Origin of the sequence: Flavobacterium sp. 270 (assembly GCF_004368785.1) — a bacterium.
GTDB lineage: Bacteria > Bacteroidota > Bacteroidia > Flavobacteriales > Flavobacteriaceae > Flavobacterium.
In genome coordinates this window covers 211,168-236,828 of sequence record NZ_SODM01000006.1, presented here as the reverse complement: position 1 = coordinate 236,828, position 25,661 = coordinate 211,168, and the positions used below count along the sequence as shown (strand labels likewise).

The window sequence follows — 25,661 nt, the reverse complement described above, 5'->3', positions numbered from 1 at the left end:
ATTTTACGATTTGCATGTTTACTTCAAATAACAATAAAGGCAAGCTTCGCTTTAAGAAATTTTCAATTGATTAGGATTACTAAAACAAAAATTAACCGTAAAAAACATATAATAATGAATAATTATTTAATTGAAAAAAAATTACTTCTTAAGGACATTGAAGAAATTACAATATCCGAAGAAAAAGTGCTTGTAAGAGGTGCTGATCAAATCATCAAAGAAGTTGATAAAAGTTCTTTTACAAATGGAAGTTTCTCTGGAACACCATATGTTCTGTCTAAATTTAACTCAGACGGGCAAGGACTAGAAGATAGTAGTATTAGTTATGATGGATTAAAAACCACAGTAAACAGTGACGTTGAAATTGTAGGTTCGACAGGTGGATCAGGTTTAAAACTTGCGAATTTAACAAACTCTCTAGCTTACGAAACTTTTATCCCGAACATTCCTGGTGCTCAGGTGAATTCAGCTTATGGATTGTCTGCTTCTGATAGCAATGGAAATTTTTATTCATGGAATAACAAAGAAATTGGAAACATTGGGACTTTATACAGATATAACGTTGACGGCACTGTCGACGAAATAGCGGAATGCCCCGGAGGAATTATAAATTTTGACTCTCAAGACAGAGCATATTTCTTCGATTCGGCTGCAACTTATAGAGTTGAACCAAATAGTACAACACTAGAAGAACTTACTCTAGTTAATAGCCCTTATATTTTAGGTATAGATTCAGAAGATATAATTTATTTTTATGCTAACGGTAAAATTGCATACGCTGCTAATGGAGTAGTGGGCATTTTACATGATTTCGGTTTTTCTCTAAATGGAGTAGGTCTTCTTAGAGATACTGATATAATAGTTCGATCAGACAATGTTGTTAATGAAGGAACTTATGCCGTAAGCACGATTAATGGCTCCGTTAGATTATTAGGTCAATCAGGTTTAATTATGGACTATTTTTTAAATACTGATTCAGCCTTGTTTGGAGTTAAATCAAATGAAATATACATATACAACGAAGGAAGCAACATTTGGAATAGCGTTTACAGTTCAAACTCTTTGGTCAAAGTTATTGCAGCAGGCGACGATTTATATTTAGCTAATGGTCCATGGTATTCCTTTAGGGTTCCTATATTTAAACTAAGCAGCAATTTGATACTCTCTTATTACTCTTACGCACTATTCTTAACTGGTATGTCTTGGAGTAAATCAGACAATTATATCTATACTACTTGGGTTTACGGAACTAATTTGATAAAAGTCAATCCAGACAACAATAGAGCCTTAACAGTGGACGATCAGGGAAATATAGTAAAATCACAAGAAGATAATTCGCAAGGATATATTAGTTCCCTTTTTTTCAATCTTGATAACAAATTTACACGTGAACTAGCCGAATTATCAAACGCCTTGGTAAATTACGCTAGAATATACGAAAATGAAACTGAAGTAAAACTTATGGCTTCTGAACTTAACGCATCCTATGAAGACGCTAGACAAGGTGACACAATCATATGTCAAATGATAACTGACGGAGCATTGGAATATATCAAAACAAGTAGAGGCTGGATTTCTCGCAATATAACAGTCATTCTATAAGCGCTCAAAGAATAAATTTTAAATTCAAGCAAACTAAAATTCACACGAAAAATTATTGCCTTTTTAAAACAATCTATTCTCCTGCAAAAGCTTCAGATTTCTCTGAAGCTTTTCGTTCATATACAAACTTTCTATTTAGGTCTTTATTTCCCTGTCTGGATGCTAAAAAAACTAATGACTCGAGCATTTAGAAAAAAGAAGCAATATTTTTATAACAGCAAGTATTATAAAAAAGATGCTTTTTCCAGACATACCACCTGAACTGCTTGATGCACCTCTATCGATACTGTTAGAATATACAGCTTCTCTATTGCCCACCAAAATAGCAGTCAAATTCGGATCGTAAGCAACATATCCCGACATCGAGGAGATACAAGTCGTATAAAAATCAGATTGTTTGTTGGCGTTATAACGTTCTGAAACTATATTTACAAGACTTCTCATTTTACTATCCATTTCTATAGAACTAAAATAGGACAACAAAACATAAAAACTTCTATATCCTACATACGGAATCACTTCTGCGTTTGGCGAATTTTGATTCAAATTTGCTAATATCGCATCAAGTTTTCCGCTGAGTTTTTTATTCAACTGAAAAAGGGCATCTTCAGGAAAACAGTCTTTAAAATCAAAAATATCATTAATGAAATCATATTTATTTTGAGATAAATTTTGATCAAAAAACAATACTAAATCGTCATTAAGAAACTGAATTATAAAAGATTGAATTTTTTCAACATCATAATCTTGCAGAGGAGAGAAATGATGTCTGGAATAATTTGTTTTCGAAAAAAGCGAATACAAAATTCGACTTGAAACTATAAAATAGAGTTCTTTGCGATACTCTTTTAAAGCCAAAATGAGGTTATTGGCAACATTGCTGTCTATATCCGGATTTATTCTTTTCTCAACATTAACCTGCTTTTCTACTCGGATTATGTCGTCTGAAGAATACGATAGAATTTTGTTTTTATCTATTTTTAATTCTTCGAATAATTCTATTATGTTCATGCTTGGGGCTAATTTTTAAGAGACAAACATAATCTTTTTAACTCTTTTTCAAAAGATTATAAAAAATAAATTTAGGAACATCTTAATTTTGAAAAAACTATCAAAAGAAAGAAAATAACAAGAATGATTTTTACAATAAGATGCATTTTTTCAGTCTCATCCCTCTCTTTTGGTTTCATTAAAATTTCTCTACTTTCGATAAAGATTTTTCTTAAATTTTCAATATAAGCATTATAAGATGCCATTGATATTACAACAGATCTAAAAAAAATGATATTCGTCCCTTTTTTATAATATTTAGAAACCAAATCTAATAAAATAACTACTTTTCGATCTAATTCGATCGTTGCAAAATGAGATAGTAAATGATAAAAAGGGTCGTATTTAATATAATTGATATTTGAAAACTCATTAGTATTCGAGACAGCTAATTGAGAAACAGCAAAATCAAGTTTAGAAAAAACAAGTAAACCCATTTTGTAGATAATCTCTTCGGAAAAATATCTTTTTAAATCTAAAAGAAGATTCAACTCTTCTAAATAGTGATACCAATGTTTTGATAGTTTAAAACTAAAAAAAGAAATCAAATCATCTGCTAAAAAGAGGGCAATAAATTCTTTAATTTTTTCATCAGGAACAGTCACATCATAATTTGAAAAATGATTTTTTTGGGAATTATTTTGTGTGAAAAAATTAAAAAAAACGCGATTCGATATTACAAACAAAAACTCTTCTTTGTATTCTTTCAAAGCAATAATTAAATTTTCACCTGTATTAGAATCTATTTCCGGATTTATCTTTTTTTCGAAATTTATTTTTTTCTCAATTCTAATATAATCCTCAGGACCAAATTCTAAAATCTGGTTGGTTTTCAAATCTAATAAAGAAAACAATTGAATGATATTCATCGTGTTGTAAAATTAAATAATGCTTTGATAAAAAATAATATTGATAATTAATATCGTATTAAATAAATTGTAAATTGCTCATTCATAAAATCCGATTTTAAAAAATGAATGTAATTATAAACCAACTGTTTGAAATTGAGAAAAAAGCGTTAGAACAAAACTTTAATGGTTTCGAGCGCAATCTAAAAAGAATTTATAATGAATTGGAAGAAAAAGGATATAAAATTATAAATCCTTTGGGGACAAATTATGATGAAAGAGACAGCTCTATTGATGCTAATATTCTGAATTCAAATTCCAAAAAAATAACCAAAGTCATTAGACCTACAATTTACAAAACAGAAAACGACACCCTGCAATTGGTTCAAAAAGCAGTAGTTATAGTAGAATAATAGCATCATTAGCATGAAAAATATCAATATTGGAATTGACTTAGGAACAACAAATTCAGGAATTGCAAAATACGAAAACGGAAAAATCAGTATTTATAAAAATCCTGTTGGCTTCAAGGACACTATTCCGTCTGTAGTTTCATTTCGAAAAGGACGCATCCAAATAGGCGAAAAAGCAAGAGAACACAGCGCAACAAATGCCGAAAATGTATTTTCTTCTTTTAAACGAAAAATGGGATCTGATGAGGTTTATTTTATCAAAGATCTGGATAAAAACTGCAGTCCGATTGAACTGTCTTCAATGGTTTTAAACGAATTAATTAATTTCGCTCAAGGCGAAAGTTTAAAATCTGCTGTCATTACAATTCCGGCCTCTTTTGATACGATTCAGTCTAATGCCACCAAAAAAGCAGGTTATCAGGCCGGTTTTGAAGAAATCGTTTTGCTTCAGGAACCTATCGCCGCTTGTCTGGCTTATTCCAATTCTTTAAACATCGAAATTACATCCGAGAAAAAATGGCTGGTTTACGATTTTGGAGGAGGAACTTTTGATATTGCTTTGGTTAACATCAACGAGCGAGATCTTAAAGTATTTGATCATAAAGGCAATAATTTTCTGGGAGGTGTCGATCTAGATACTTTATTTGTTGAGAAAATAGTATGCCCGAAAATCGAAAACCAAACTCAGGAAAAAGATCTTTGGTCAAAACTAATTTCTAAAGAAAATCCAGTATATAATAAACTCTTTTTTGAACTTCTTTATAAATCAGAAGAAGCAAAAAAAGAACTTTCGATAAAAGAAACTTCAAGCATTGAAATTGATTTTGACGAGCTTTCAATCTCATTAGACATTGATATCAGTCGAGATGAATTTGAATTAATCGTTCAGCCCAAATTTGAAGAATCTTTTCATTTGGTTGAAAAATTAATTAAAGAAAATCACCTTGAATTTTCAGATATAGAGCGTATTATATTGGTTGGGGGAACTACTTATATTCCTTACATACGCCAGCAATTGCAGGAGAAAACTCAAATTGAAGTAGAAACGAGTTTAGATCCTACAACTGCAGTAATGATTGGAGCAGCTTATTATGCAGGTTCAAAACCTTCAGAATTAATTGAGAAAGAAATTGTAGATGAGCCTAAATTTGAACAAAACAACATTCAGGTTGAAACTATCTACGAACCACATTCTAAAGATTCGGAAGAACTAATTGTTGTTCTTTTGGAAGAATCATTTGAGGGATATTACAGAATTACCCGAGCAGATGGCGGTTTTGACACCGGACTTCTGAAAGCAAATAAAAAAATAGCCGAGTTTGTTCCTTTATTAGAAAAAACGACGAATCAATTTACGCTATTTTTATTCGACAATCAACAAAAACAAATATTTAGTAAAGCGAATATTCAAATTACTAACGGCTTATATAGCATTCTGGGACAGCCAATTCCGAACGACATTTGCTTGGAATTAGACGAAGAATCTGGAAAAAGCCACATGGAAATTATCTTTAAGAAAAATGATATTCTGCCTCTAAAGAAAACCATTTACAAAAATTGTTCTAAAAACATATTAAGAAACTCTGATCAAAAATTGATCATCAATGTAGTTGAAGGTAATGCCGGAAGTATGGTGGGCAGTAATCTATCAATCGGTTATATTGAAATATCTGGAAGTAATTTTGAGCAGGATCTTTTAAAAGGAATGGATATTGAGCTGAATTTTAAAGTTTCGGAATCTAGAGATTTGAGTATCGACGTTTATATAGGCGCTCTGGATTTAGAAATCAGCGAAGTTTTTAATCCGCATCAAAGAAAAATTTCGATTGAAAAATTAGCTTCGGAAATTAAGAATGCTTTAGATACCATTTTAGAAGAAATAAGAAGCGAAGAAGCGAACGAGAATTATGAATATTTAGCCAAATTAAAAAGATCTCAGGAATCGTTGACTGTTCTTTATAATGAGGCTTTGGAAAATCAGAATGATGCTCTTACAGATAAAAAATATCAAATTGATGAACTGAAAAAAATCTACATTCAGGAATTTGATGATCTTATTCGCCATAAACATATATTGTCCGAACTTGAGGAATACAATAATATAAAAGACAGCCTTATTTTTTATATTGAAAAAGGCAGTCCGCGCCAAAAAGAAGAATTTGAAAAAATCATAAAAAACGAAAAGGAATTTCTTCAATCCAACAATAAATATTTAATTCGCAAAAAGAATAAAGAATTAGAAAACCTATTAGAAAACATCTATCAAAATCAGGATGAAAGCTATATCGATTATTTTTATTATTTGCGATTTGAAGATCCTAGCGCCTTTAGAGACAGATCAAAACACAGCCAATTGATAGAATTAGGAGAAAAAGCAATTGACAAATCCAACTTAGTCGAATTAAAATCAATTTGTCATCAACTCTATAATTTGCTGATTGTGAAACCAAAAAGAAAAGATGACTTTAATACTTTTGATGGAAATCTTGGTATAAAATAAGTTGTTGAGGTATTTTAGTAAATCGATCAAAATAAAAGAAAAAGCTTCAGATTTTCTCTGAAGCTTTTTCTTTTATATTTACTTTTAGAAGCTAAGTGTATAATAATCATGAAACATTTACAAAAAGGAGAATTTTTCGGTGATACAAACAAAAAGATCTGCTTTGATGGAATTACTTTGACAGATACTGTTTACACGCATCCTAAAGTGGACTGGCATTATCATGAACACGCTTATTTTACTTTTATTCTTCAGGGAAATGTGATTGAAGGAAACAAAAAAGAAGTTTATAATTGTACACCCGGAAGCCTGCTGTTTCATAATTGCCAGGAATCACATTATAATATTAAACCCGAAGGATTTACAAGAGGTTTTCATCTCGAAATAGAAAAACAATGGTTTGATGGTTTAGCTTTAAACATTGATGATTTAGAAGGAAGCAGTAAAATTTTGAATCCCGATATTAAACTCTTGATGTATAAGATTTTTAGAGCATCTAAAATAGACGAAATCAATTCTGACTTTTCTACACAAACTATTTTACTTGAAATTCTATCAAAATTACAAAATGAGGCTCAAAGCGTTTTACATAAAAAGCCTAAATGGGTTACTATGGTAGACGAAATTCTTCATGAGCAATTTGCAGATAACCTAACGCTCGAATATTTGTCTCAATTGCTGGACATACATCCGGTACATCTTTCCCGAGATTTTGCTAAATATTTTAACTGCAGCCTAAGTGAATATGTACGAAAATTAAAAGTCGAAAAAGCACTTTCATTAATTGCGTTACAAAAACAATCTTTTACAGAAATCGCTTATCAATGCGGGTTTTCAGATCAAAGTCATTTTAATCGCTGTTTTAAGGAAGTAAATAATATCAATCCTTCCTATCATAAAAAAATACTTTTTAAAAAATAAGTACAATGTTAATTCTGTACAATTTTTAATGTTTTCGGCATTGTAATTTTGGACTATAATTTTTTATAAAAATCAAATGATGAAGCAAATTCTAGTCTTTTTAATATTGTCGTTGTACAGCTCTGTAAATGCCCAAAACAATAATCTGTACCAACCGGATTTAATTACTAATGATCTTCATAAATCAAATATCGGGAAGGTCACTTTTATGAACGGAAATATTCCTTTGGATCAATATAAAGAAACTGATTTCTTGAAATCTTTTGATTTAAAATACAGATCAGATTTGAATATAAGAGTTTTTATGGATAATTCTGTTGTGAATTATTTGCATCAATTAGCACCAGAACTGTCGGCAGAAAAATTATTAAAAATGGGAAATCTTCAGTTTTCCTTTTATATAGACCATCAATTTATTTATAAAGAGAATATTAATTTCGGATGCAATTTTGGATCTGGAGGAAACAAAAATACTTCTACTACTTTTAGAGTGCCGCTTACAAGTTCAAAAGGCGAAGATTGGTGGGCCATGTATATGTGGGACCGATTTAAAAGTAATGGCGGTGAAAAAGTTTTGACAGAAGGCACACATCAACTTAAAATTGAAATCAGACCTTATATTGATTTGGATGGAAATAAGAATATTAAAACAGGAAATTTAATCGCCGAAGGAGAAGTAAAATTGGTTATAAAAACACCTGAATTAACAGCCAAGCAAATTGAAATGCAGCAGATAAAACCCAATAGTGACTGGAAAATTTCAACATTGCCTTTTGATAAAAAGAAAATTGAATTACTGAATACAGCAATCGGCAATTATAGTTTGAAAGAAATAACAAGTGTTGTCGTAATTCGAGAAGGCAAACTAATGCTGGAAGAATATTTTAATGATGCAGATAGAAATACGCTTCACGATACCCGATCTGCCACAAAATCATTTACATCGACATTTATGGGAATTGCCATAAAAGACGGATATATTAAAGATGAAAACCAGACGCTAAATAAATTCTACGACTTGAAGAATTTTGCTAATTATGAACCCAAAAAAGACAGCATCAAGATTAAAGACTTGCTCAAAATGAGTTCAGCTTTTGAAGGTTCTGACAGCCATAGCGAATCGCCTGGAAACGAAGAAAACATGTATCCTACAGACAATTGGGTAAAATTTACTTTGGATCTTCCAATCGATAAAACAAAAACCAATGGCGGTCAATGGGATTATTTTACGGCAGGAGTTGTATTAATGGGAGATATATTGAATAAATCGGTTCCAAAAGGTTTAGAAAACTACGCTGCCGAAAAACTTTTTAAACCTCTAAATATAACGAATTATAAATGGCAGTACACGCCTCAAAATGTTGTAAATACAGCCGGAAGCCTGCAAATGACTTCACTTGAATATGCCAAATACGCGCAATTGTATAAAAATAATGGTGTATGGAATGGCAAGCAAATAATTCCTGCAGATTGGGTACAAAAGACTTTTACAAAACAAATTCAGATTCCGAATAGAGATCAGGAATATTATGGCTATTTGTTTTGGAATAAAACTTTCCCTTACAACGGCAAAAACTATGAAGCTTTTTATTGTGCGGGTAACGGTGGTAATGAGTTTGTTATTTTTAAAGATCTTCCGCTTGTTATTATTATTACATCAAAAGCCTATGCCAGACCTTATGGACATCCGCAGGCGGTTAAAATTATAAGTGAATATCTTTTACCAGCAATATTGAAGTAATATTTTTATTTAATTGACTACCATTTTATCTGTAATTGCTTTTATAAAACTACTTTCATTATCGATATAAAGCAATACGTTTTTTGGTTTTCTAACAATTCCAAAAGGCAGATTTATCGGTATGCTGTCTTTCAGTTTAAGAGAAATATTATGAGGTTCTAATTTCCCTAAAAATGCAAACTTTACAAGTTCTTTGTTTTTTTCATAATCACCTTCAAACTTCTGGATTGTATCAATAGCTTCTATTGGTATTTCTAATGTTTCAAAAAGACCGTACCGAATTATGAGTTTTCCGTTTGAAATGTAATGCTTTCTAAAAAACATAGCTTTTAGATGTCCGGTTAAATTGATCAATAAATAGATGTGAAGTACAAGAAAAACTATTGCAAAGATTTTATTCCAGGAAATTAATAAATGGTGCACGCCCACCGCTTCTATCACAGAAACAAGCATTAATCCGATGTAAACCGAAACTACGCCGCTGTCTTTATAACCCGTAAAATAAGTTTCGGTATTTTTATTCGAAGTCCATTTTATAAAACAATAGTAAAAAGAGCAGACTTCAAAAGCGATCATTTTTCCTAAACTTTTAAATTTTATAGCTTCTTGCAATGAATTTGAGATAAAAGTATATTCATCTACATCTGCATTATTTTTTTCTCTTACCTTCTTTTTGAAATTTATAATAAACGTTATTGCCTTAAAACTTAAATAACACAGAAACAGAATATTAAAATAGATTTTAAAACGAAACAGAAGTTGAAAATAATTCCCTTCCATCGAAAACAAATACGGTGTTATTTTAAACGCTAAATAAAATACAAACCACGTAGTAAATTCGGTTTGTTTTTTTTGTTCCATTAAATAATAAACAGCCGGCGCCGCTATTAAAAACAAAGCTGTTACTACCGAGAGTAAAATCGGATTATTTAAACTTGAACTAGTATAACCTATTGAGGCTAAAACAATTTCTATCAGGATAAAAATAATTAATGATTTGTATTTTTTTATCATGGAGCTTCTATATCAATGCTGTTTGTTATTCTTATTCTATTTACACAACGATAACGCAGATAATATCAAACGTTTTTCCGCTTAAATTCAAAAAAAAGACCATTCTACAAGAGAACAGTCTTTATATTATTTTCTTAAACAAAATAAATTTAAGCTCTAAACAAAGCGTATTTATTATGGTTAAACAAAACCAAATCATAAGGCACTAATTTTGGCGCTATTTCTTCTGACGAAGCTTCAAAAGTAATTCCGTTGTGTTTTGTGAATAAATAGATTTCTTTTAGGCAGTTAGACAAACTTTGGTGAATTTCTGTCGTAAAAGTTGGTAATTGCTTATCTCCTACCAAAAGATCAATCTGGTAATTAGAACTGCTTTTAGATAAATTATTGCCAATAATTCTTAATGTAAACGTCGTAGATTTTCCGTGCTGTTTACCCTGATATTTTATTACCATAATATTATAGTATTAACGTTTATAAATTTATGCTTCAAATATATTCAACTTTTTGAATAATGCCGAATACTTTAATAAAGTTATTAAAAAAATATCTAATCATAGAAATCGCAGTCTTAATTTAACTCCATTTTTTCAATTCGGTAATTCATAAAAAATAAAAAAACCGTAACGAATTACGGTTTTGGCAATTAACTAAATATATTTAATCAACTTTTTTTAAATAGTAAAATTCAATTCATAAGCACGATTAATTTTCGGTAACAATTGTTGTTGGTTTTTCTGTATTTATTTCTAATAAAAAGGGATTTTCATTTTCGTCAAGCATCGTCATATTTAAAGAATCTAACAAAGCTATATTTTTTGAAACGCTGCCTTTAAACTTATTGTACGAAAGATTCAATTCAGACAAATTATGCAATTTTTCAATTCCAGCCGGAATCGCTCCTTCAAAATTATTATCAAATAAGCTGAGGTTTTGCAAAGCAGTAAAATTTCTAATTTCATTACTCAGATTTCCAGACAACTTATTATTGTTTAAAAGCAAAACTTTTAATGCTCGCATTTTATAAAGCGAACTTGGCAACGTTCCTTCAATCTTATTTTTAAACAATGCCAGCGTTTCTAGTTTGTTTAACTGACCAATTTCCAAAGGCAGTTTTCCAGAAATTTTATTTTCAAAAAGTTCTAAATTTTTAAGCTTTTTCAACTCGCAGATTGTTTCCGGAATCACGCCAGAAAACTCATTAACAGAAACGTCTAAAACTTCTAATTCCTTAAAATTTTGAATGGTATTTGGTATTGCTCCTGCAAGTTTATTTTTGTGTAAATCGATAGCGACCAAATTCACCAAATCAAAAAAATCATTTGGTAATTGTCCTTCCAGATTATTGTCTGCTAAATGCAGCGCAACAACTTTTCCATTTTCCGTCTGAACACCATACCAGGTTGATACGGATAAAGATAAATCCCATTTAATTTTCCACTGCGATCCGTTTGTTGCGTGATAAAATTGAATCAGTGCATCTTTTTCTTTATCTGAAACAGTATCTGCGTAAATTGTAAGCGAAAAAACAAGCGATAAAAATAAGATAGCAAGGTATTTCATAAACAAGATTTGGGCTTTGTTTTCGGGGCTAAATTATAAATTTCATAGTTATAAAGCGTTAAATGTCGACAAAGTGTTAATAAGTAAATAATTAACACTATTTTTATTACTAATTTTAAAATATAAAGATATTTGCTTTTTTTGATTAAATTTGATCAACTAATCTAAAAACCTCATATTATGGAAATTAACTTTATTGCATTTTTTGGTGCTGCTTTAGTATCATTATTCGTTGGTTTTATTTGGTACCATCCCAGTGTCTTCGGAACCATCTGGATGAAAGAAAATAATTTCACGCAAGATGATCTTAGAAAGGGAAATATGCTCAAAATATTCGGATTGACGTATGTTTTCTCTTTAATGATCGCTATGACTTTGATGTCACTAACCATTCATCAGTCAGGAGCAATCGGTATGGTTGGCGGACCACCATTGTTAGCCAGCGCAAAACCATCTTTTCATGCTTTTATGGCGGATTACGGAACTGCTTACCGCACTTTTAAACACGGCGCACTCCACGGTTTTATGTCGGGCCTGTTTTTTGCTTTTCCTATAATTGGAATTAACGGATTATTTGAAAGAAAATCTTGGAAATACATTTTTATTCATGCAGGATTCTGGATGATTACCCTAACTCTAATGGGTGGTATTATCTGTCAATTTGCATAAAATTTATAAATGAAACCCGTTTGAAGTCTAAATTCAAACGGGTTTTTCTTAATAATAACTTAAAGCTGTTTAGTTATTATAATTATTATCTAATTTTGAAGAAATTAGCTGCTACACTTGAGTACAAATTATTCTTTCGAAATATACACCAGCGTATCATTACTGCCTTTAGAATGGAATTCGCTGACTGCTGATAATATTTTTTTAACTCGGGAATATCTCGAAGTATTAGAAAAATCTTCTCCGATAAATATGCTTTGTCATTTTATTGGAATTTTCAAACAGGAGAAATTGGTCGGAATTGCCTTAACGCAATTTCTATTTGCAGAAAAATTAGAATCGTTTGGAGAACGCGATCAATGTCTTAAAACATCGGTTCGTAATTTTGCATTCAAAAAATTTGCATCACATGTTTTATTCGTCGGCAATAATATGCTTACAGGACAAAATGCTTTTGCTTTTGATCCTAATACAAATCAGTCTAAAGCTGTAAAAATGCTGCACAAAGCTATAAATCAGTTAAAGAAAGATTTAAAAGCAAAAGGCAGAAAAGTTCATATTACCAGCATAAAGGATTTTACAAAAGCCGAGATTGAACCTTTACAAGTAGAATTCAAAAACAATTATACTTTTTCGACTCAGCCCAATATGGTTTTCGACATTCATGAAAACTGGAAAAACGAACAGGATTATATTGATGCTTTATTAAAAAAATACCGCGACCAATACAAGCGTGCCCGCAAAAAAGCCGAAGGAATTGAAAAGCAGAAAATGTCTTTAGAAGATATCATTAAACATGAAGATGCGATTTATGATTTGTATTTTCATGTTGCCAAAAATGCGCCTTTTAATACTTTTTTCCTAACCAAAAATCATTTCCGGGTTTTTAAAGAAATCATGAAAGACAATTTTCTTTTTTATGGTTATTTTCTGGAAGGAAAACTTATTGGTTTCAATACTTTAATCAAAAATGGAGCTGTCATGGACACTTATTTTTTAGGCTATGATGAAGGTTTACAACGCGAAAAAATGCTTTATTTAAACATGTTGTACGATATGATTGCTTATTCTATCAATCAAGGTTTTAAGGAAATTATTTTTGCCCGAACGGCTCTTGAAATCAAGAGTTCTGTTGGTGCAAAACCTATAAAAATGTATGGCTTAATAACGCATAGTAATGCTTTAATCAATCATAATATTGCCAAGTTATTTAATTATCTGGAACCAAAAACAGATTGGCAGGAACGAAATCCATTTAAATAAAATTATGCAGTATTAGCATCTTTGACAAAGTTTTGAACTTTGCCAAAGTTCTTAAGGAATTGCTATTTTCATTTGCTTGTGCAGAATATAAATATCTAATAAAGACTGCGAGCCGCAATATTCTCCATCAATCTGAAAATTAACCGCATAATCGGTTTTAATAGTGGCTTTATCTGTCGAAATAATCACAACATCATCAGAATCAATAGGCATATTACCTGTAATAATTTTTCCGATTAAGAGCAGATCCAGATTTTTTAAAATTACCAACTCAAATTTTCCGTCATTCATTGCACCATTCGGATTGATAATTACGCCTGTTCCGTATTTTTGAGAATTGGCAATTACAATCATTCTTGCAACATGTTCTACAGTTTCGTTATTAGCAGTTATTGTGGCTACAAAAGGTTCTTCAGATTCTTTTAATGTCGTAAATGCCTGCATTGCATAACCCCAAATACCACGCATATTGCTTTCTTCATAGTTTTTAACCAGGTTTGCATTTAGCCCAATATCGCTTAAATGAATACTTTTTTTGCCATTAATACAAATCATATCCATTTCGATATAATGATGTAAAAAAGCAACTTTTAGATTTTCTTCTATCGTGGTGGGCAGATTTAAATCGACAGATAAACCATTGGCAGAACCCGCCGGCAAAATCCCGATTATTATATCATTTTCTTCCATAGCTTCGGCAACCATTTTAATGGTTCCGTCACCGCCCGCCACAACAATTCGTTCTGGCTGATATTCTTTATATAGTTTTTGTATTGCTGCGATATCATTTTTTCCAGAAGTTTCATAAACCTCCAGATGAAAATGATTTACAGCAGAAAATTCACTTACAGCGTCTATTAAATCTGATTTATCCAAATCGCCAGAAATTGGATTTACAACAAATATGATGTTCTTTTTCAAAATTTTATTCTTAAAACCGATTAATTTAATTAATTTACAACCTATATAAAAGTACGCAATTAATGAAACCAATACTACAATTATATCGAGGTTATGCAAATGAGCAAGAATTAATTGTAATGGGTCATGTCTTTAAAAGAGACTATGACTATGATTTTCAGAAGAAAAACTTCAAAAATGCTAAATCTATAATTAATCAGTTTCGAATAAAAACACTCGAGAATTTTGATATTTACCTGAAATATGGAGGTGAAGAAATCCATACTAAAACTTTAGACGACGGTTATTTTAAATTTTGTATTCCGCTCGAAAAACCAACTCATTTTGGATGGATGGAATATGAAGTGAAAATGGTTTATAATAATGAAACTATACTGGCAAAAGGCAGTTTCATTAGACCACACAAAGGGAATCTCGGAATTATTTCGGACATTGATGATACTTTTTTGATTTCGCACACGCATAATTTCTTTATGAAGATTTACATTTTATTGTTTAAAAATGTAAACGATCGCAAGGTTTTTAAAGATGTTGTACCGCATTATCAGGCTTTAAGTTCTGCAGGACGAAACAACAAAGAAGAAGAAAATGCTTTTTTTTATATTTCGAGCAGCGAATGGAATCTATATCGTTTTATTGTAAAATTTACTAAAATACACAATCTCCCAAGAGCCGTTCTTTTATTGAAGGATATTAAACGCGGGATTGCTGACTTTTTTATGAGCGGCAGAGGAAACCACAATCATAAATTTGATAAAATAAAACATGTATTAGAGTTTTATCCAAATCTTAAATATGTTTTACTGGGCGATGATTCGCAGCACGATCCTATTTTATACGAACAGATTTGCAAAATATTTCCAGTGACTGTAAAAGCGGTTTATATCAGGCAGACAGGGAAACATCAGAAAGAAAAAACGAAAGCAATTTTGAAAAACTTAGAAAATCTGGAAGTTGCTGTTTGTTATTTTAAAGATAGTAATGAGGCGATTATGCACTCCAAATCTATTGGGATTATAAAGTGATTTTTAGGAAAGAAAATTAACCGCAAAGTTCGCAAAGTCATTTTGTAAACTTGAAACCTGAAACTTCAAACTTGAAACAAAAAAACCGTATTTCTTGTTGAAAAAAGCGACTAAAAGAAGCTCTTTTTGCAACATTAGAAATACGGTCTTTTTTTGTGTCCCGATCGAAAAGCTGGATTAGCTCCTGATTCTTATTTTAAGCGTTGAAATTATCAATTTCTTCCTGAACGATTTCCCAATCCAAAAGCAATTGATCTAAATCTGCTTTCTTTTTGTTGTATGCGGTAAAGAATGAAGCGTCTTCTATATGTTTGTCATAATTAGAAGCCAGCATTTTATCGTCGTGTTGAATGTCTTTTTCTAATTGTTTGATTTGACTTTCGACTTTACTCAATCTGTTTTGAAGCGCTTTTCCTTTTTTCTGATCTTCGTATGAAGTTTTATTGTTTTCTTTTGGAGCAGCAGCTTTTGCAACATCTTTTTTCTCGACTTCGCGCATGTTTTCAAGGTTACGCTGTTCTAAAAAATAATTGATATCACCTAGATATTCTTTGATTTTTTGATCTTTAAATTCGTAAACAATATTCGACATTCCCTGAAGGAAATCCCTGTCGTGAGAAACTAATAATAAAGTACCGCCAAATTTCTGAAGTGCTGCTTTTAGAACGTTTTTAGATTTAATATCCAAGTGATTCGTAGGCTCATCCATCAGCAATACATTGATTGGCTGTAATAATAATTTACAAAGTGCCAAACGGTTACGCTCGCCTCCAGAAAGTACTTTTACTTTTTTCTCTACATCATCGCCACGGAATAAAAACGAACCTAACATATCTCGTACTTTAGAACGATTGGTGTCGGTTGCTGCATCTTCCATTGTTCGAAGTAATGTAATCTCACCATCAAGATATTCTGCCTGATTTTGGGCAAAATACCCTAACTGAACATTGTGTCCTAATTTAATGTTTCCTTGATATTCAAATTCATTAACCAAAGCTTTAATAAAAGTAGATTTTCCTTGCCCGTTTTGACCAACAAACGCAATTTTACTTCCTCTTTCTACAAGCAGACTAATGTCTTTTAAAATTACTTTATCGCCGTATGCTTTAGTTACATCTTCAGCTTCAATTACCACTTTTCCTGGCTCTTTAGAAACCGGAAATGAAATATTCATTACAGAATTGTCGTCTTCATCAACTTCAATCCTTTCTACTTTATCTAATTTTTTAATCAACGATTGCGCCATCGAAGCTTTTGAAGCTTTTGCACGGAATTTCTCGATTAATTTTTCTGTTTCTTCAATTTTTTTGGCTTGATTTTTTTGGGTTGCCAATTGTTTTTCACGAATTTCATGACGTAATTCTAAATACTCAGAATAGGGTTTATTGAAATCGTATGCTTTTCCTAAAGAAATTTCAATCGTTCTGTTTGTAACATTATCCAAAAACATTTTATCGTGTGATACAATTACCACAACGCCAGGATAATTACGAAGGAAACTTTCTAACCAAATAATACTCTCGATGTCCAAGTGGTTGGTAGGCTCATCCAGCAACAATACATCGTTTGATTGTAATAAAAGTTTAGCAAGCTCAATACGCATTCTCCAACCTCCGGAAAAAGTTTCGGTTTGGTTATTAAAAACTTCTCTTTTAAAACCTAAACCTAAAAGAATTTTTTCGGTATCCCCAACATAATTGTAACCTCCAAGAAGATCAAAACGATGGGTGTAATCCGATAAATCTTCTATAATCTGGCCGTATTCTTCACTTTCATAATCGGTTCTGGTAACCAATTGATGATTGATTTCTTCCAGCTTTTTTTCTACAACTTTAATTTCAGTAAAAGCTTCATACGCTTCTTCTAATACAGTTCTTCCTTGTTCAAAATCAATATCCTGACGCAAGAAACCCATTCTGATATCTTTCTCCTGAGAAATAACGCCAGAATCTGGGGCAAAATCTCTTGCCAGCATTTTAAGCATTGTAGATTTACCTGCTCCATTTTTTCCAACCAGACCAACGCGGTCTCCGGCTCCTAAACGAAAAGTAACTTCTTCAAATAAATATGTTCCTCCAAAAGAAACCGACAGATTGTGTATATTAAGCATAATGTAAACTATTGCTGTAAGATGTAATGGTTTAACAAACCATTGTTATTTATTAATTTAACGCGCAAAGAAGCTTTAAAAAAGGCTTTTTTTGCTCAACGTTTTGAAAGTGCAAAAGTATAACAATTAATTGAAGTTTCTACGCTGAAAAACAATAGCTTTTGCAATATTATTAAGCGTAATGTATTTATAGTATTTTCACTTTTAAGACCTTTGATTGATGACTAAACGCTATCAATGAATTTATTAAAAATTATATATCCAAAAGATATTCAATTCATAAAAAACAAACTTAATCACTATCTTTACAGTCTATTTTAAAGTACAAATCTGTAAGTTTTAACTTATTTTAAAACATTATTTACAAATACAGCACATATACGATGTTTAATAAAGGATCTAAAATAAAAAGCATTTTTTCTGGAAGTTGTCCAAGATGTCAAAATGAAAGTATGTATTCTGATCAGAATCCACTTCATTTAACTAAAGTTTTAAAAATGAATGATCATTGCAGCCACTGCGGATTAAAATACCAAATTGAACCTTCGTTTTTTTATGGCGCAATGTATGTAAGCTACGGATTAAATGTTGCGGTAGGAATCGCTGCTTTTATTGTGTCGTTTATGTTTTTTGGAGCAACTATAGAACAATCTTTTTTAAGCATAATTATAACGCTGGTTGTTTTGTTTCCCTTTGTTTTACGTCTTTCCAGAAACATTTATATTAATATGTTTGTCTCTTATGATCCTCAGGCAGATCCAAAAGCAAAGATTAAGTAACCCGGATTATTTTCTTTTTTTATAAAATCGATGAATGTCAATAACAGGATCTAACGCTGTTTTGTTTTCGATATAATCAAACAAATCTTTGGCCATAGCAGGACCAAGCATTACACCACGAGTTCCTAAACCATTTAGTATATGCAATGATTTATGCAGGTCATGTGTACCTATTATTGGCCGGCGATCGCGCACGGTAGGTCTCACGCCTCCAAAATGAGAAACGATTTCAAAATCGCAATTAATTATTTCCTGAATACGTTCTACTAATTCTGTTTTGCCTTCTTCTGTTGGCAGATCCGTTTTATCTTTCCAATTGTAGGTTGCACCAACTTTAAACAAATCATTACCTAAAGGAAGAATAAAAACACTCGTATTTACAATGACATCCAAATTAAGTTTTGGTGCTTTTATAACAAACAATTCTCCCTTTGTCCCGTCAAGTGGAAGATCCTGAAAAAAAGGATTTGCATGCAGACCAAAACCTTCTGCAAAAATTATATGTTTAGCTTTATGATTTTTGTATTCTACATGATCATTATTAATAATCAATTTAGAATAATCAAAAGATTCTTTAAGCAATAGATTATTTTCAATTAAATATTCTTGATATTTATCTAATAAAAGAGCGGTATCAACATAACCCGTATGCAAAACTTCGCCATAATCATATGGAGAATTTATACCATCAAATTTAGTAAAGATAAGTTTTGTTGAAAGAAAAGGAGCAAGAAGCGGTTTATCAGAAGCTGCAAACCAATTATTCTGTTCTTCAATAGAAAAGAACTTTCTCAAAATCGGAAGTTTAAAATTGACTTTTGTCTGTAATTTAAGCTCTATTTCGCTGTAAAAATCTTCCATTAAAGCCAACTGCTCTTCTGCTTTCCAGACTTCACTAAAACGCTTTAAAATAACAGGATTATACAAACCTCCTGCAACTCTGGAAGATATTTGGGATTTGTCATCTATTACTACAATAGATTTATTGTTTTTAAGGGCAATTTCAGAAAATGAAATTCCTGCTAATCCAGATCCGACAATTAAATAATCAATCATTTATAAAAGGTAAAATAGAAAAACTCTTGCCACAAATGTAGCAAGAGTTTTTGTTATTATGTAATAAGTGGTTAGTAGTTCCACATATCTTCTTCAAAATTACGAATCTTCTCTTTTACTCTTTCCGATTCTAACAATTGGTTTTGCGCATTGTCTTTCATGTAATCTTTAATCTCACGATCTCCGTACATATTTTCTTCTTTATAAATAATGGCATTAAAATGTCTGGAATTTAAGATCTGATCAAATGAAATTGGATTAGCTGAATTACTATCGTTAAAAGCCTTGGCTTCATGCAAAGCGTCTCTGGCATTTGGAAAGAAAACCCAAAATAACTCGATATAATCTTTTTCATCGCTATTCATGGTGTAAACATCAGGAGTTACAGGGCAGATTCCAAGTAAACGATATTTTAATTCACTCATACGTTTATCAAAATACCAGTATCCTTTTATTTTATATTCTGAAACATCAGCTGCAGTAAGATCTTGTTTTAGAATGTATTCAGCAGGAACAGTTCTAGTTGGTCCAACCGTTTGATCTACATAAGAAACGACTTTCTTTTTACCAGTACCGGTTACTACTTTTTTCTTGACAACATGACTTCTATAATCATCCGGATACTGATTTATTAGTTCTCTACCAGCATCTGTTGTATCAACTCTGGATAACGAACCTTCAATATCTTTCATTGATTTTTTAGTATTGAAATAACTATCTGTATACACTTCTGTTATTTTTCCCGTTCTGATGGCTTTTGCTAAAACATCATAAAGTGAACGCCTGTCAGAACCAATGTTTACTGTATCAACCGGGTAATATAGAGGAAAGTTGATCTTTTCATTTAGATCAATGATTTCCCAAACTGTTTTTCCCATTAAGACATCTCTATCGTCTATGTAACCATAAGCCAAAGGCTTATCATTATCAGAAATCAGCTGTGCAGCATTCTTTTGACCAATTTGATCTGCTGTTTTCGCATTTAGCAAATTAGACTGAGCGTTAGAAACAAAAGCTCCAGCGATAAAAACAATACTCATTAAAAAAAATTTCACTTTCATCATAATACATATTAGGTAACAAAGGTAACGCAGTATTATTTGTTTTATTGTATTTTTCTTACATTTTTTTATTTTGAAAGTAATATCCGTACATGAAAAAAAATTTATGACGTAATTTAAAACAAAAAGCCCTTACTGCAAACAGTAAGGGCTTTTCTTATTTTTTGAATGCAGCTACTTAGTAGTTCCACATATCTTGTTCGAAATTACGAATCTTCTCTTTTACTCTTTCAGATTCTAACAATTGATTTTGAGCATTGTCTTTCATGTAATCTTTGATCTCACGATCTTGGTACAAGTTTTCTTCTTTATAGACAATCGCATTAAAACGTCTTGAATTTAAGATCTGATCGAATGAAATTGGAAGTGCAGAATTACTATCATTAAAAGCTTTTGCTTCGTGTAATACATCTCGAGCATTTGGGAAGAAAACCCAGAATAACTCAATATAATCCTTTTCGTCACTATTCATTGTATAAACATCAGGAGTTACTGGACAAATTCCAAGTAAACGATATTTCAATTCACTTTGACGTTTGTCAAAATACCAGTATCCTTTAATTTTATACTGAGTTACATCAGCTGCAGTAAGATCTTGTTTCAAGATGTATTCAGAAGGAACTGTTCTGGTTGCACCTACAGTTTCTTCAACATAAGAAACAACTTTCTTTTTACCAGTACCAGTAACCACTTTTTTCTTCACAACATGTGATTTATAGTCGTCTGGATATTGGTTAATTAATTCTCTACCAGCATCTGTTGTATCAATTCGAGATAATGATCCTTCGATGTCTTTCATAGATTTTTTAGTATTGAAATAACTATCAGTATACACTTCAGTTACTTTACCGTTTTTAACGGCTTTCGTCAAAACGTCATAAAGAGAACGTCTGTTAGAACCAATATTAGCTGTATCTACAGGAAAGTATAAAGGAAAATTGATTTTTTCATTCAAATCGATGATTTCCCATGTAGTTTTCCCCATCAAGACATCTCTATCATCTACATAACCATAAGCCAATGGCTTATCATTGTCTGAGATAAGTTGAGCAGGAGTCTTAAGTCCTATCTGAGCTGGTGTTTTTGCGTTTAGCAAATTAGATTGCGCATTAGAAGCAAAACCTCCTGCGATAGAAACAATAGCTATTAAAAAATTTCTTACTTTCATCGTGGTATCATTATAAGATATTGAATGTAGTTTTATCTACATTTATTATTGTATTTCGTAAATTACCGGAGCAGTTCTTGGTAATAAATAACTTCCAGCTCCAACAAGTTTAGTTTTAATTTCAGAAATAGTAACCTGGTCTCCTCTACCTGCTCTAGCAAGAACTGATTTACATTGTGCATTCAATTTATTACCAGAAACTACAACTGTAGGCTGTCCAGCAATTTTCATATTAAATCCAACAACATCTAAACCAACTTCGAAATCAAAGTCTAGTAATTTAGCACCAATAGTAGCAATTTCTAAGTTAGATTTAGGTCCTTTAACAACACCCATATCTCCTCTAATTGTACCTGTTGGTCCAGGAATACCTTTAATTCTGAATGTTTTCTTATCTGAAACTTTATCACCGTTTGGCAATGTACCAGTTACAGAAATTGTAGTTTCGTTACCTGAACCAGGGCTCATGTTATATTTTCCAGCTTTTCCAGCAGAAGATAAACCAGGAGCACTTGCAACAACTTTATTATCAGCAACACCAGCGAATGATACAGAGATTGGGTTAACAACACCTCTATAAACAACATTCATTTTATCAGCAGAAATAGTAGCTGAGTTTGGTCTTGGTACTACAACATATTTTCCTTGGAATTTAAGTGGAATGTTTTTTCCATCTTCTAAGAATGAAAACTGTCCGTTGATATCTTGTTCTCCAACTGCACCAGCAGTTAAAGAGATAACAGCTTGTCCGTTTACGATTTGCCCAGGACCTTGGAATGAAGTTGGTTTTGTGTTTTCGTCATAACGACCTAAAACAACTTTACCTGTAACTTTCTCTCCTTGGAAGTAAGCACTTTTATCTAAAACTACAATTGCTTGATAATTGCTGTAAGATGCAGCAGCAACAGCCGCTTTTCCTAAAGCACTATTATAAACATCAGTTTCTGTTTTTTGAACGTCATTTTGCCAAGCAGAAAGTTTAGCTAATGAAGCAACCGCAGGGAAACCTTTAAAGTGGTAAGCAAGATATTTATCTTTTAAACCTTCTTTATTTTTAACATCAGAAAGATCAAATTTTTTCTCTACTTCAGCTAAAATTGCAGCATATTTTTTGTCTGTACCTAAAGCAGCTTTCATATCCGCTTTATATTTTTCAATTTTAGCGATTATTTCATTACCTTTTTTAGTGTATCCTTCACCAGTAAACCAGTCGTCGATATTATCACCTTTGTCCATAGACTCGTAAGGTAATTTTCCAGTTTCTTTATCAGTTTCGAAACCTTTTAATACTTCACCTTTTAAAGAACCAACGTATCCGTAGAAATCTTTTGAAGCTGTTTCAACTTTATGAGCAGTAACTGCTGCAGTTGCGAATTCTCCTTTTGCTTCAGCTGCCTTTTGATCTAAAGACATCAACAAAGAAGAATTTGATTGTACTGAAGATGTATTTGCGCTTTCGAATTTTTCATTCATCAAACCAAAAGCAGATAATACTTCTTTTGACATGTTCATTGCTAACATCGCGATGAAAACCAGGTACATCAGGTTAATCATCTTCTGTCTAGGGGTTAATTTTCCTCCTGCCATTTTTTTCTAATTAGTTCTTATTAATAATTTTAATATAATAGTTAAAAACTAATTATCCTTTGTTACTCATTGCAGAAAGCATACCACCGTAAACACTGTTTAAAGAAGCAATGTTTGCAGTCATAGATTGCATTTGTTCTTTCAATTTAGCAGCATTGTCAGCAATTTCGCTGTTTGCTTGTGCATTTCTTGAAGCACTTTCTAATTGAACTTTATATAAACTGTTTAATGATTCCATTTGTGCAGCAGCCATAGACATTTCTTCAGCATATTTCTTTTGTCCTGCAATAGAATCTACTGTTGGAGAAATTGCTTTTGCAGCTCCTTCGAAGTTTTTGATAGAGTTTCCTAAGCTAGACATTAACTCACCGTCAATTTTAGCTTCTTTCAACATCGTATCTAATTTTTGAGACAACAATCCTTGGGCATCAGATGGAGTTTCAGTTTTTTCAGTCTTTTTTCTAGCTTGACCGTTTGCTAATTCTGGGTAAACAAGAGTCCAGTCTAACTCATCATCAACTGGTTCAAAAGCAGATAACGCGAAAATTAATGCCTCTGTAAGCAATCCGACAGAAAGCATAAGAGTCCCTGTTAATGGTCCAATTTCAAAGTGAGTAATTTTGAATAATGCTCCAACGATTACCACTGCCGCTCCCATACCATAAGCGAAATTCATTGCTTTTTTACTTAATAATGCCATAATAACTTTTTTTTAGGTTTTAAAATAGATTTGTTGGATATTGAATTTAATTAATTTACTTTTTTCTTTTACCGCCTCCAGTAACTTGAGTTCCCATGTAATCCTGAACTGTTCTGAATCCGATGTAACTTCTAGCTGAATCTGCATATTCGTGGTCACGAGTACTTACTTGTAAGAAATAAGCAACATCCTTCCAAGAACCTCCACGAACTACTTTTCTTTGGTTTTTACCATCGATTACGTTTGGATTCATTGTAGAAACATACTCGTATGCATTTGGATTGTAAGCTGAATCTGTCCACTCTGAAACGTTTCCTGCCATATTGTATAATCCGTAACCATTTACTTCGTATGATTTAGCTTCAACAGTATATAAAGCTTCATCAGCTGCATAATCTCCTCTGCTTGGTTTGAAGTTTGCTAAGAAACATCCTCTATCACTTTTAGTGTAAGGACCTCCCCAAGGATAAGTTGCAGATTCCAGACCTCCTCTAGCAGCATATTCCCATTCTGCTTCAGTAGGTAATCTGAAAGCATTTACTAGGTCACGCCCTTTTTTCTTAGATTTGATATAACTGTTTTTGTTTAAAGTTCTCCAAGCACAGAATGCTTTAGCTTGTTTCCAAGTAACTCCAACTACAGGATAATCTCCATAAGCTTTATGCCAGAAATAATCATTGTGCATTGGCTCATTATATGAATAAGAGAAATCTTTAATCCAAACTGCAGTATCAGGATAAACGCTAACTTGTTCTGTTTTAACGAAATCGCTTCTTTTTCCAACTTTAGCTTTTGCAGCAGCCTGAATATCCATCCAAGAATAACGGAATTTCAATTTATTTACGTCAATTGTTCTCAATCCGTTGTAAGATTCTTCAATTGGCAAATACATAGAATCCATTACTTCAGTGTAATATTCATCTGGATACGCTTTAGTATCTTTAATTAATTTTACTTTTTTGTTCAATTTTCTTCCAGCATATGGATCATCTTTTGTACCAACACTATAATAGTTATCGTACATGTATTTATCATAAGCTGTCATTTTTTCTGGATCTGAGTCGTTAAAAGCATAATCAGCAATACTTCCGCCTTTTTTACCTTTAGCATCTGGAGTTCCTTTTTGACCAGTTTCATCAGCCAAAATAGCTAAACGAACTCTCATTGTAGAGTCTTTTACCCACTCCACAAACTGACGATATTCACTGTTAGTAATCTCAGTTTCATCCATGTAAAATGAACGAACTGTTACTGTTTTAGTTGGAGCATCTTCAACATTTGCTAAATCAGCATCTGCTTTTCCCATGATAAAAGATCCACCAGGAACCAAAGTCATCCCGTATGGTTTCTCAGGGTGCCATTTCCCTCCTGTAACACCTACTAATTCACCTTTGTCGCCTGACTTACCACAGCCGATTACTAGTGTTAACATTGCTGCAAATGCAATAAACTTCTTCATATAAATTTGGATTATCTATTCATTACTAAAAGTCCGTAAACGTATTTATTATTTCATTAAAAAACAATAGCTATTTGCGAATTTTCTTTTACCGGTCAAAAATAATGTTAAATAAAATAAAAAAAAAATATTTCCTCGATAAACTGATTAAAAAAATCGACGTAAAACGTTAAATTTTATACATTATATTAATTTTCCTACTAATTTTTTT

Annotated in this window: 22 protein-coding genes; 9 read left to right on the top strand and 13 right to left on the bottom strand. The window is 31.8% G+C overall.

What is annotated here, in order from left to right:
* Positions 1–114: 114 nt before the first annotated feature.
* A complete protein-coding gene (locus tag EV144_RS20490; RefSeq protein ID WP_134151016.1) occupies positions 115–1,602 on the top strand; it encodes a hypothetical protein in 1,488 nt (495 codons plus the stop codon).
* A gap of 171 nt (positions 1,603–1,773) precedes the next feature.
* Here the strand turns inward: EV144_RS20490 and EV144_RS20485 are convergent, their stop codons facing one another.
* Both EV144_RS20485 and EV144_RS20480 read right to left on the bottom strand, forming a co-directional pair.
* Positions 1,774–2,613 (bottom strand): hypothetical protein, encoded by an 840-nt coding sequence (locus tag EV144_RS20485; RefSeq protein WP_134151015.1) that lies wholly within the window; start codon positions 2,611–2,613, stop codon positions 1,774–1,776.
* A gap of 71 nt (positions 2,614–2,684) precedes the next feature.
* On the bottom strand, positions 2,685–3,506 hold the full coding sequence (locus EV144_RS20480; RefSeq protein ID WP_166670611.1) for a hypothetical protein: 822 nt from the start codon (positions 3,504–3,506) through the stop codon (positions 2,685–2,687).
* Between the two features lie 119 nt (positions 3,507–3,625).
* Between EV144_RS20480 and EV144_RS20475 the strand changes: the two genes are divergently transcribed.
* From EV144_RS20475 to EV144_RS20460, 4 genes are all read left to right on the top strand, one after another.
* Entirely contained in the window at positions 3,626–3,913 is a 288-nt protein-coding gene (locus tag EV144_RS20475; RefSeq protein WP_134151013.1) for a hypothetical protein, read from the top strand.
* Between the two features lie 13 nt (positions 3,914–3,926).
* Entirely contained in the window at positions 3,927–6,413 is a 2,487-nt protein-coding gene (locus tag EV144_RS20470) for an Hsp70 family protein (RefSeq protein WP_134151012.1), read from the top strand.
* 108 nt (positions 6,414–6,521) lie between these two features.
* A complete protein-coding gene (locus EV144_RS20465) occupies positions 6,522–7,334 on the top strand; it encodes a helix-turn-helix domain-containing protein (RefSeq protein ID WP_134151011.1) in 813 nt (270 codons plus the stop codon).
* A 76-nt stretch (positions 7,335–7,410) separates the two neighbouring features.
* On the top strand, positions 7,411–9,075 hold the full coding sequence (locus EV144_RS20460; RefSeq protein WP_243854720.1) for a serine hydrolase domain-containing protein: 1,665 nt from the start codon (positions 7,411–7,413) through the stop codon (positions 9,073–9,075).
* A gap of 9 nt (positions 9,076–9,084) precedes the next feature.
* Here EV144_RS20460 and EV144_RS20455 read toward each other — a convergent pair whose 3' ends face one another.
* From EV144_RS20455 to EV144_RS20445, 3 genes are all read right to left on the bottom strand, one after another.
* Positions 9,085–10,089 carry a hypothetical protein gene (locus tag EV144_RS20455; protein ID WP_134151010.1) on the bottom strand — a complete coding sequence of 335 codons (1,005 nt, stop codon included), beginning with the start codon at positions 10,087–10,089 and terminating at the stop codon, positions 9,085–9,087.
* A gap of 149 nt (positions 10,090–10,238) precedes the next feature.
* Positions 10,239–10,544, bottom strand: a complete 306-nt coding sequence (locus EV144_RS20450) for a hypothetical protein (protein WP_134151009.1) — start codon at positions 10,542–10,544, stop codon at positions 10,239–10,241.
* A gap of 250 nt (positions 10,545–10,794) precedes the next feature.
* Positions 10,795–11,652 (bottom strand): Two component regulator three Y domain protein, encoded by an 858-nt coding sequence (locus EV144_RS20445; protein WP_134151008.1) that lies wholly within the window; start codon positions 11,650–11,652, stop codon positions 10,795–10,797.
* Positions 11,653–11,832: 180 nt separating this feature from the next.
* Here EV144_RS20445 and EV144_RS20440 point away from each other — a divergent pair, with 180 nt between their 5' ends.
* Positions 11,833–12,321, top strand: coding sequence for a DUF1761 domain-containing protein (locus EV144_RS20440; RefSeq protein WP_134151007.1), 489 nt, complete (start codon positions 11,833–11,835; stop codon positions 12,319–12,321).
* 117 nt (positions 12,322–12,438) lie between these two features.
* On the top strand, positions 12,439–13,584 hold the full coding sequence (locus tag EV144_RS20435; RefSeq protein ID WP_134151006.1) for a GNAT family N-acetyltransferase: 1,146 nt from the start codon (positions 12,439–12,441) through the stop codon (positions 13,582–13,584).
* Positions 13,585–13,635: 51 nt separating this feature from the next.
* Here EV144_RS20435 and EV144_RS20430 read toward each other — a convergent pair whose 3' ends face one another.
* On the bottom strand, positions 13,636–14,505 hold the full coding sequence (locus EV144_RS20430; protein WP_134151005.1) for a diacylglycerol/lipid kinase family protein: 870 nt from the start codon (positions 14,503–14,505) through the stop codon (positions 13,636–13,638).
* A gap of 62 nt (positions 14,506–14,567) precedes the next feature.
* On the opposite strand from EV144_RS20430, the gene EV144_RS20425 reads away from it, so the two are divergent.
* On the top strand, positions 14,568–15,530 hold the full coding sequence (locus EV144_RS20425) for an App1 family protein (protein ID WP_134151004.1): 963 nt from the start codon (positions 14,568–14,570) through the stop codon (positions 15,528–15,530).
* Between the two features lie 196 nt (positions 15,531–15,726).
* Here EV144_RS20425 and EV144_RS20420 read toward each other — a convergent pair whose 3' ends face one another.
* Entirely contained in the window at positions 15,727–17,640 is a 1,914-nt protein-coding gene (locus EV144_RS20420) for an ABC-F family ATP-binding cassette domain-containing protein (protein ID WP_134151003.1), read from the bottom strand.
* A 383-nt stretch (positions 17,641–18,023) separates the two neighbouring features.
* Between EV144_RS20420 and EV144_RS20415 the strand changes: the two genes are divergently transcribed.
* A complete protein-coding gene (locus EV144_RS20415) occupies positions 18,024–18,419 on the top strand; it encodes a DUF983 domain-containing protein (RefSeq protein ID WP_134151002.1) in 396 nt (131 codons plus the stop codon).
* A 6-nt stretch (positions 18,420–18,425) separates the two neighbouring features.
* Here EV144_RS20415 and EV144_RS20410 read toward each other — a convergent pair whose 3' ends face one another.
* The 6 genes from EV144_RS20410 to gldK form a co-directional block, all read right to left on the bottom strand.
* Positions 18,426–19,475: an NAD(P)/FAD-dependent oxidoreductase gene (locus tag EV144_RS20410; RefSeq protein ID WP_134151001.1), complete on the bottom strand. Its 1,050-nt coding sequence runs from the start codon at positions 19,473–19,475 to the stop codon at positions 18,426–18,428.
* Between the two features lie 71 nt (positions 19,476–19,546).
* Entirely contained in the window at positions 19,547–20,536 is a 990-nt protein-coding gene (gene gldN / locus EV144_RS20405; RefSeq protein WP_134151000.1) for a gliding motility protein GldN, read from the bottom strand.
* Positions 20,537–20,714: 178 nt separating this feature from the next.
* The gene (gldN, locus tag EV144_RS20400) at positions 20,715–21,704 is read right to left on the bottom strand and encodes a gliding motility protein GldN (protein WP_134150999.1); all 990 of its coding nucleotides are present in this window, start codon (positions 21,702–21,704) and stop codon (positions 20,715–20,717) included.
* A gap of 45 nt (positions 21,705–21,749) precedes the next feature.
* Positions 21,750–23,291, bottom strand: coding sequence for a gliding motility protein GldM (gene gldM / locus EV144_RS20395; protein ID WP_134150998.1), 1,542 nt, complete (start codon positions 23,289–23,291; stop codon positions 21,750–21,752).
* A 52-nt stretch (positions 23,292–23,343) separates the two neighbouring features.
* On the bottom strand, positions 23,344–23,991 hold the full coding sequence (gldL, locus tag EV144_RS20390; protein ID WP_134150997.1) for a gliding motility protein GldL: 648 nt from the start codon (positions 23,989–23,991) through the stop codon (positions 23,344–23,346).
* A gap of 55 nt (positions 23,992–24,046) precedes the next feature.
* On the bottom strand, positions 24,047–25,450 hold the full coding sequence (gene gldK / locus EV144_RS20385; protein ID WP_134150996.1) for a gliding motility lipoprotein GldK: 1,404 nt from the start codon (positions 25,448–25,450) through the stop codon (positions 24,047–24,049).
* Positions 25,451–25,661: the final 211 nt, after the last annotated feature.

Excerpts from the sequence above, each read along its gene's own strand:
- EV144_RS20445 (WP_134151008.1), bottom strand. The coding sequence starts at position 11,652 with ATGAAATACCTTGCTATCTTATTTTTATCGCTTGTTTTTTCGCTTACA.
- EV144_RS20425 (WP_134151004.1), top strand. The coding sequence starts at position 14,568 with ATGAAACCAATACTACAATTATATCGAGGTTATGCAAATGAGCAAGAA.
- gldN (WP_134151000.1), bottom strand. The coding sequence starts at position 20,536 with ATGAAAGTGAAATTTTTTTTAATGAGTATTGTTTTTATCGCTGGAGCT.
- EV144_RS20465 (WP_134151011.1), top strand. The coding sequence starts at position 6,522 with ATGAAACATTTACAAAAAGGAGAATTTTTCGGTGATACAAACAAAAAG.
- EV144_RS20490 (WP_134151016.1), top strand. The coding sequence starts at position 115 with ATGAATAATTATTTAATTGAAAAAAAATTACTTCTTAAGGACATTGAA.
- EV144_RS20420 (WP_134151003.1), bottom strand. The coding sequence starts at position 17,640 with ATGCTTAATATACACAATCTGTCGGTTTCTTTTGGAGGAACATATTTA.
- gldK (WP_134150996.1), bottom strand. The coding sequence starts at position 25,450 with ATGAAGAAGTTTATTGCATTTGCAGCAATGTTAACACTAGTAATCGGC.
- EV144_RS20410 (WP_134151001.1), bottom strand. The coding sequence starts at position 19,475 with ATGATTGATTATTTAATTGTCGGATCTGGATTAGCAGGAATTTCATTT.
- EV144_RS20450 (WP_134151009.1), bottom strand. The coding sequence starts at position 10,544 with ATGGTAATAAAATATCAGGGTAAACAGCACGGAAAATCTACGACGTTT.
- gldM (WP_134150998.1), bottom strand. The coding sequence starts at position 23,291 with ATGGCAGGAGGAAAATTAACCCCTAGACAGAAGATGATTAACCTGATG.
- EV144_RS20475 (WP_134151013.1), top strand. The coding sequence starts at position 3,626 with ATGAATGTAATTATAAACCAACTGTTTGAAATTGAGAAAAAAGCGTTA.
- EV144_RS20470 (WP_134151012.1), top strand. The coding sequence starts at position 3,927 with ATGAAAAATATCAATATTGGAATTGACTTAGGAACAACAAATTCAGGA.
- EV144_RS20440 (WP_134151007.1), top strand. The coding sequence starts at position 11,833 with ATGGAAATTAACTTTATTGCATTTTTTGGTGCTGCTTTAGTATCATTA.
- EV144_RS20485 (WP_134151015.1), bottom strand. The coding sequence starts at position 2,613 with ATGAACATAATAGAATTATTCGAAGAATTAAAAATAGATAAAAACAAA.
- EV144_RS20460 (WP_243854720.1), top strand. The coding sequence starts at position 7,411 with ATGATGAAGCAAATTCTAGTCTTTTTAATATTGTCGTTGTACAGCTCT.
- EV144_RS20455 (WP_134151010.1), bottom strand. The coding sequence starts at position 10,089 with ATGATAAAAAAATACAAATCATTAATTATTTTTATCCTGATAGAAATT.
- gldL (WP_134150997.1), bottom strand. The coding sequence starts at position 23,991 with ATGGCATTATTAAGTAAAAAAGCAATGAATTTCGCTTATGGTATGGGA.
- gldN (WP_134150999.1), bottom strand. The coding sequence starts at position 21,704 with ATGAAAGTAAGAAATTTTTTAATAGCTATTGTTTCTATCGCAGGAGGT.
- EV144_RS20415 (WP_134151002.1), top strand. The coding sequence starts at position 18,024 with ATGTTTAATAAAGGATCTAAAATAAAAAGCATTTTTTCTGGAAGTTGT.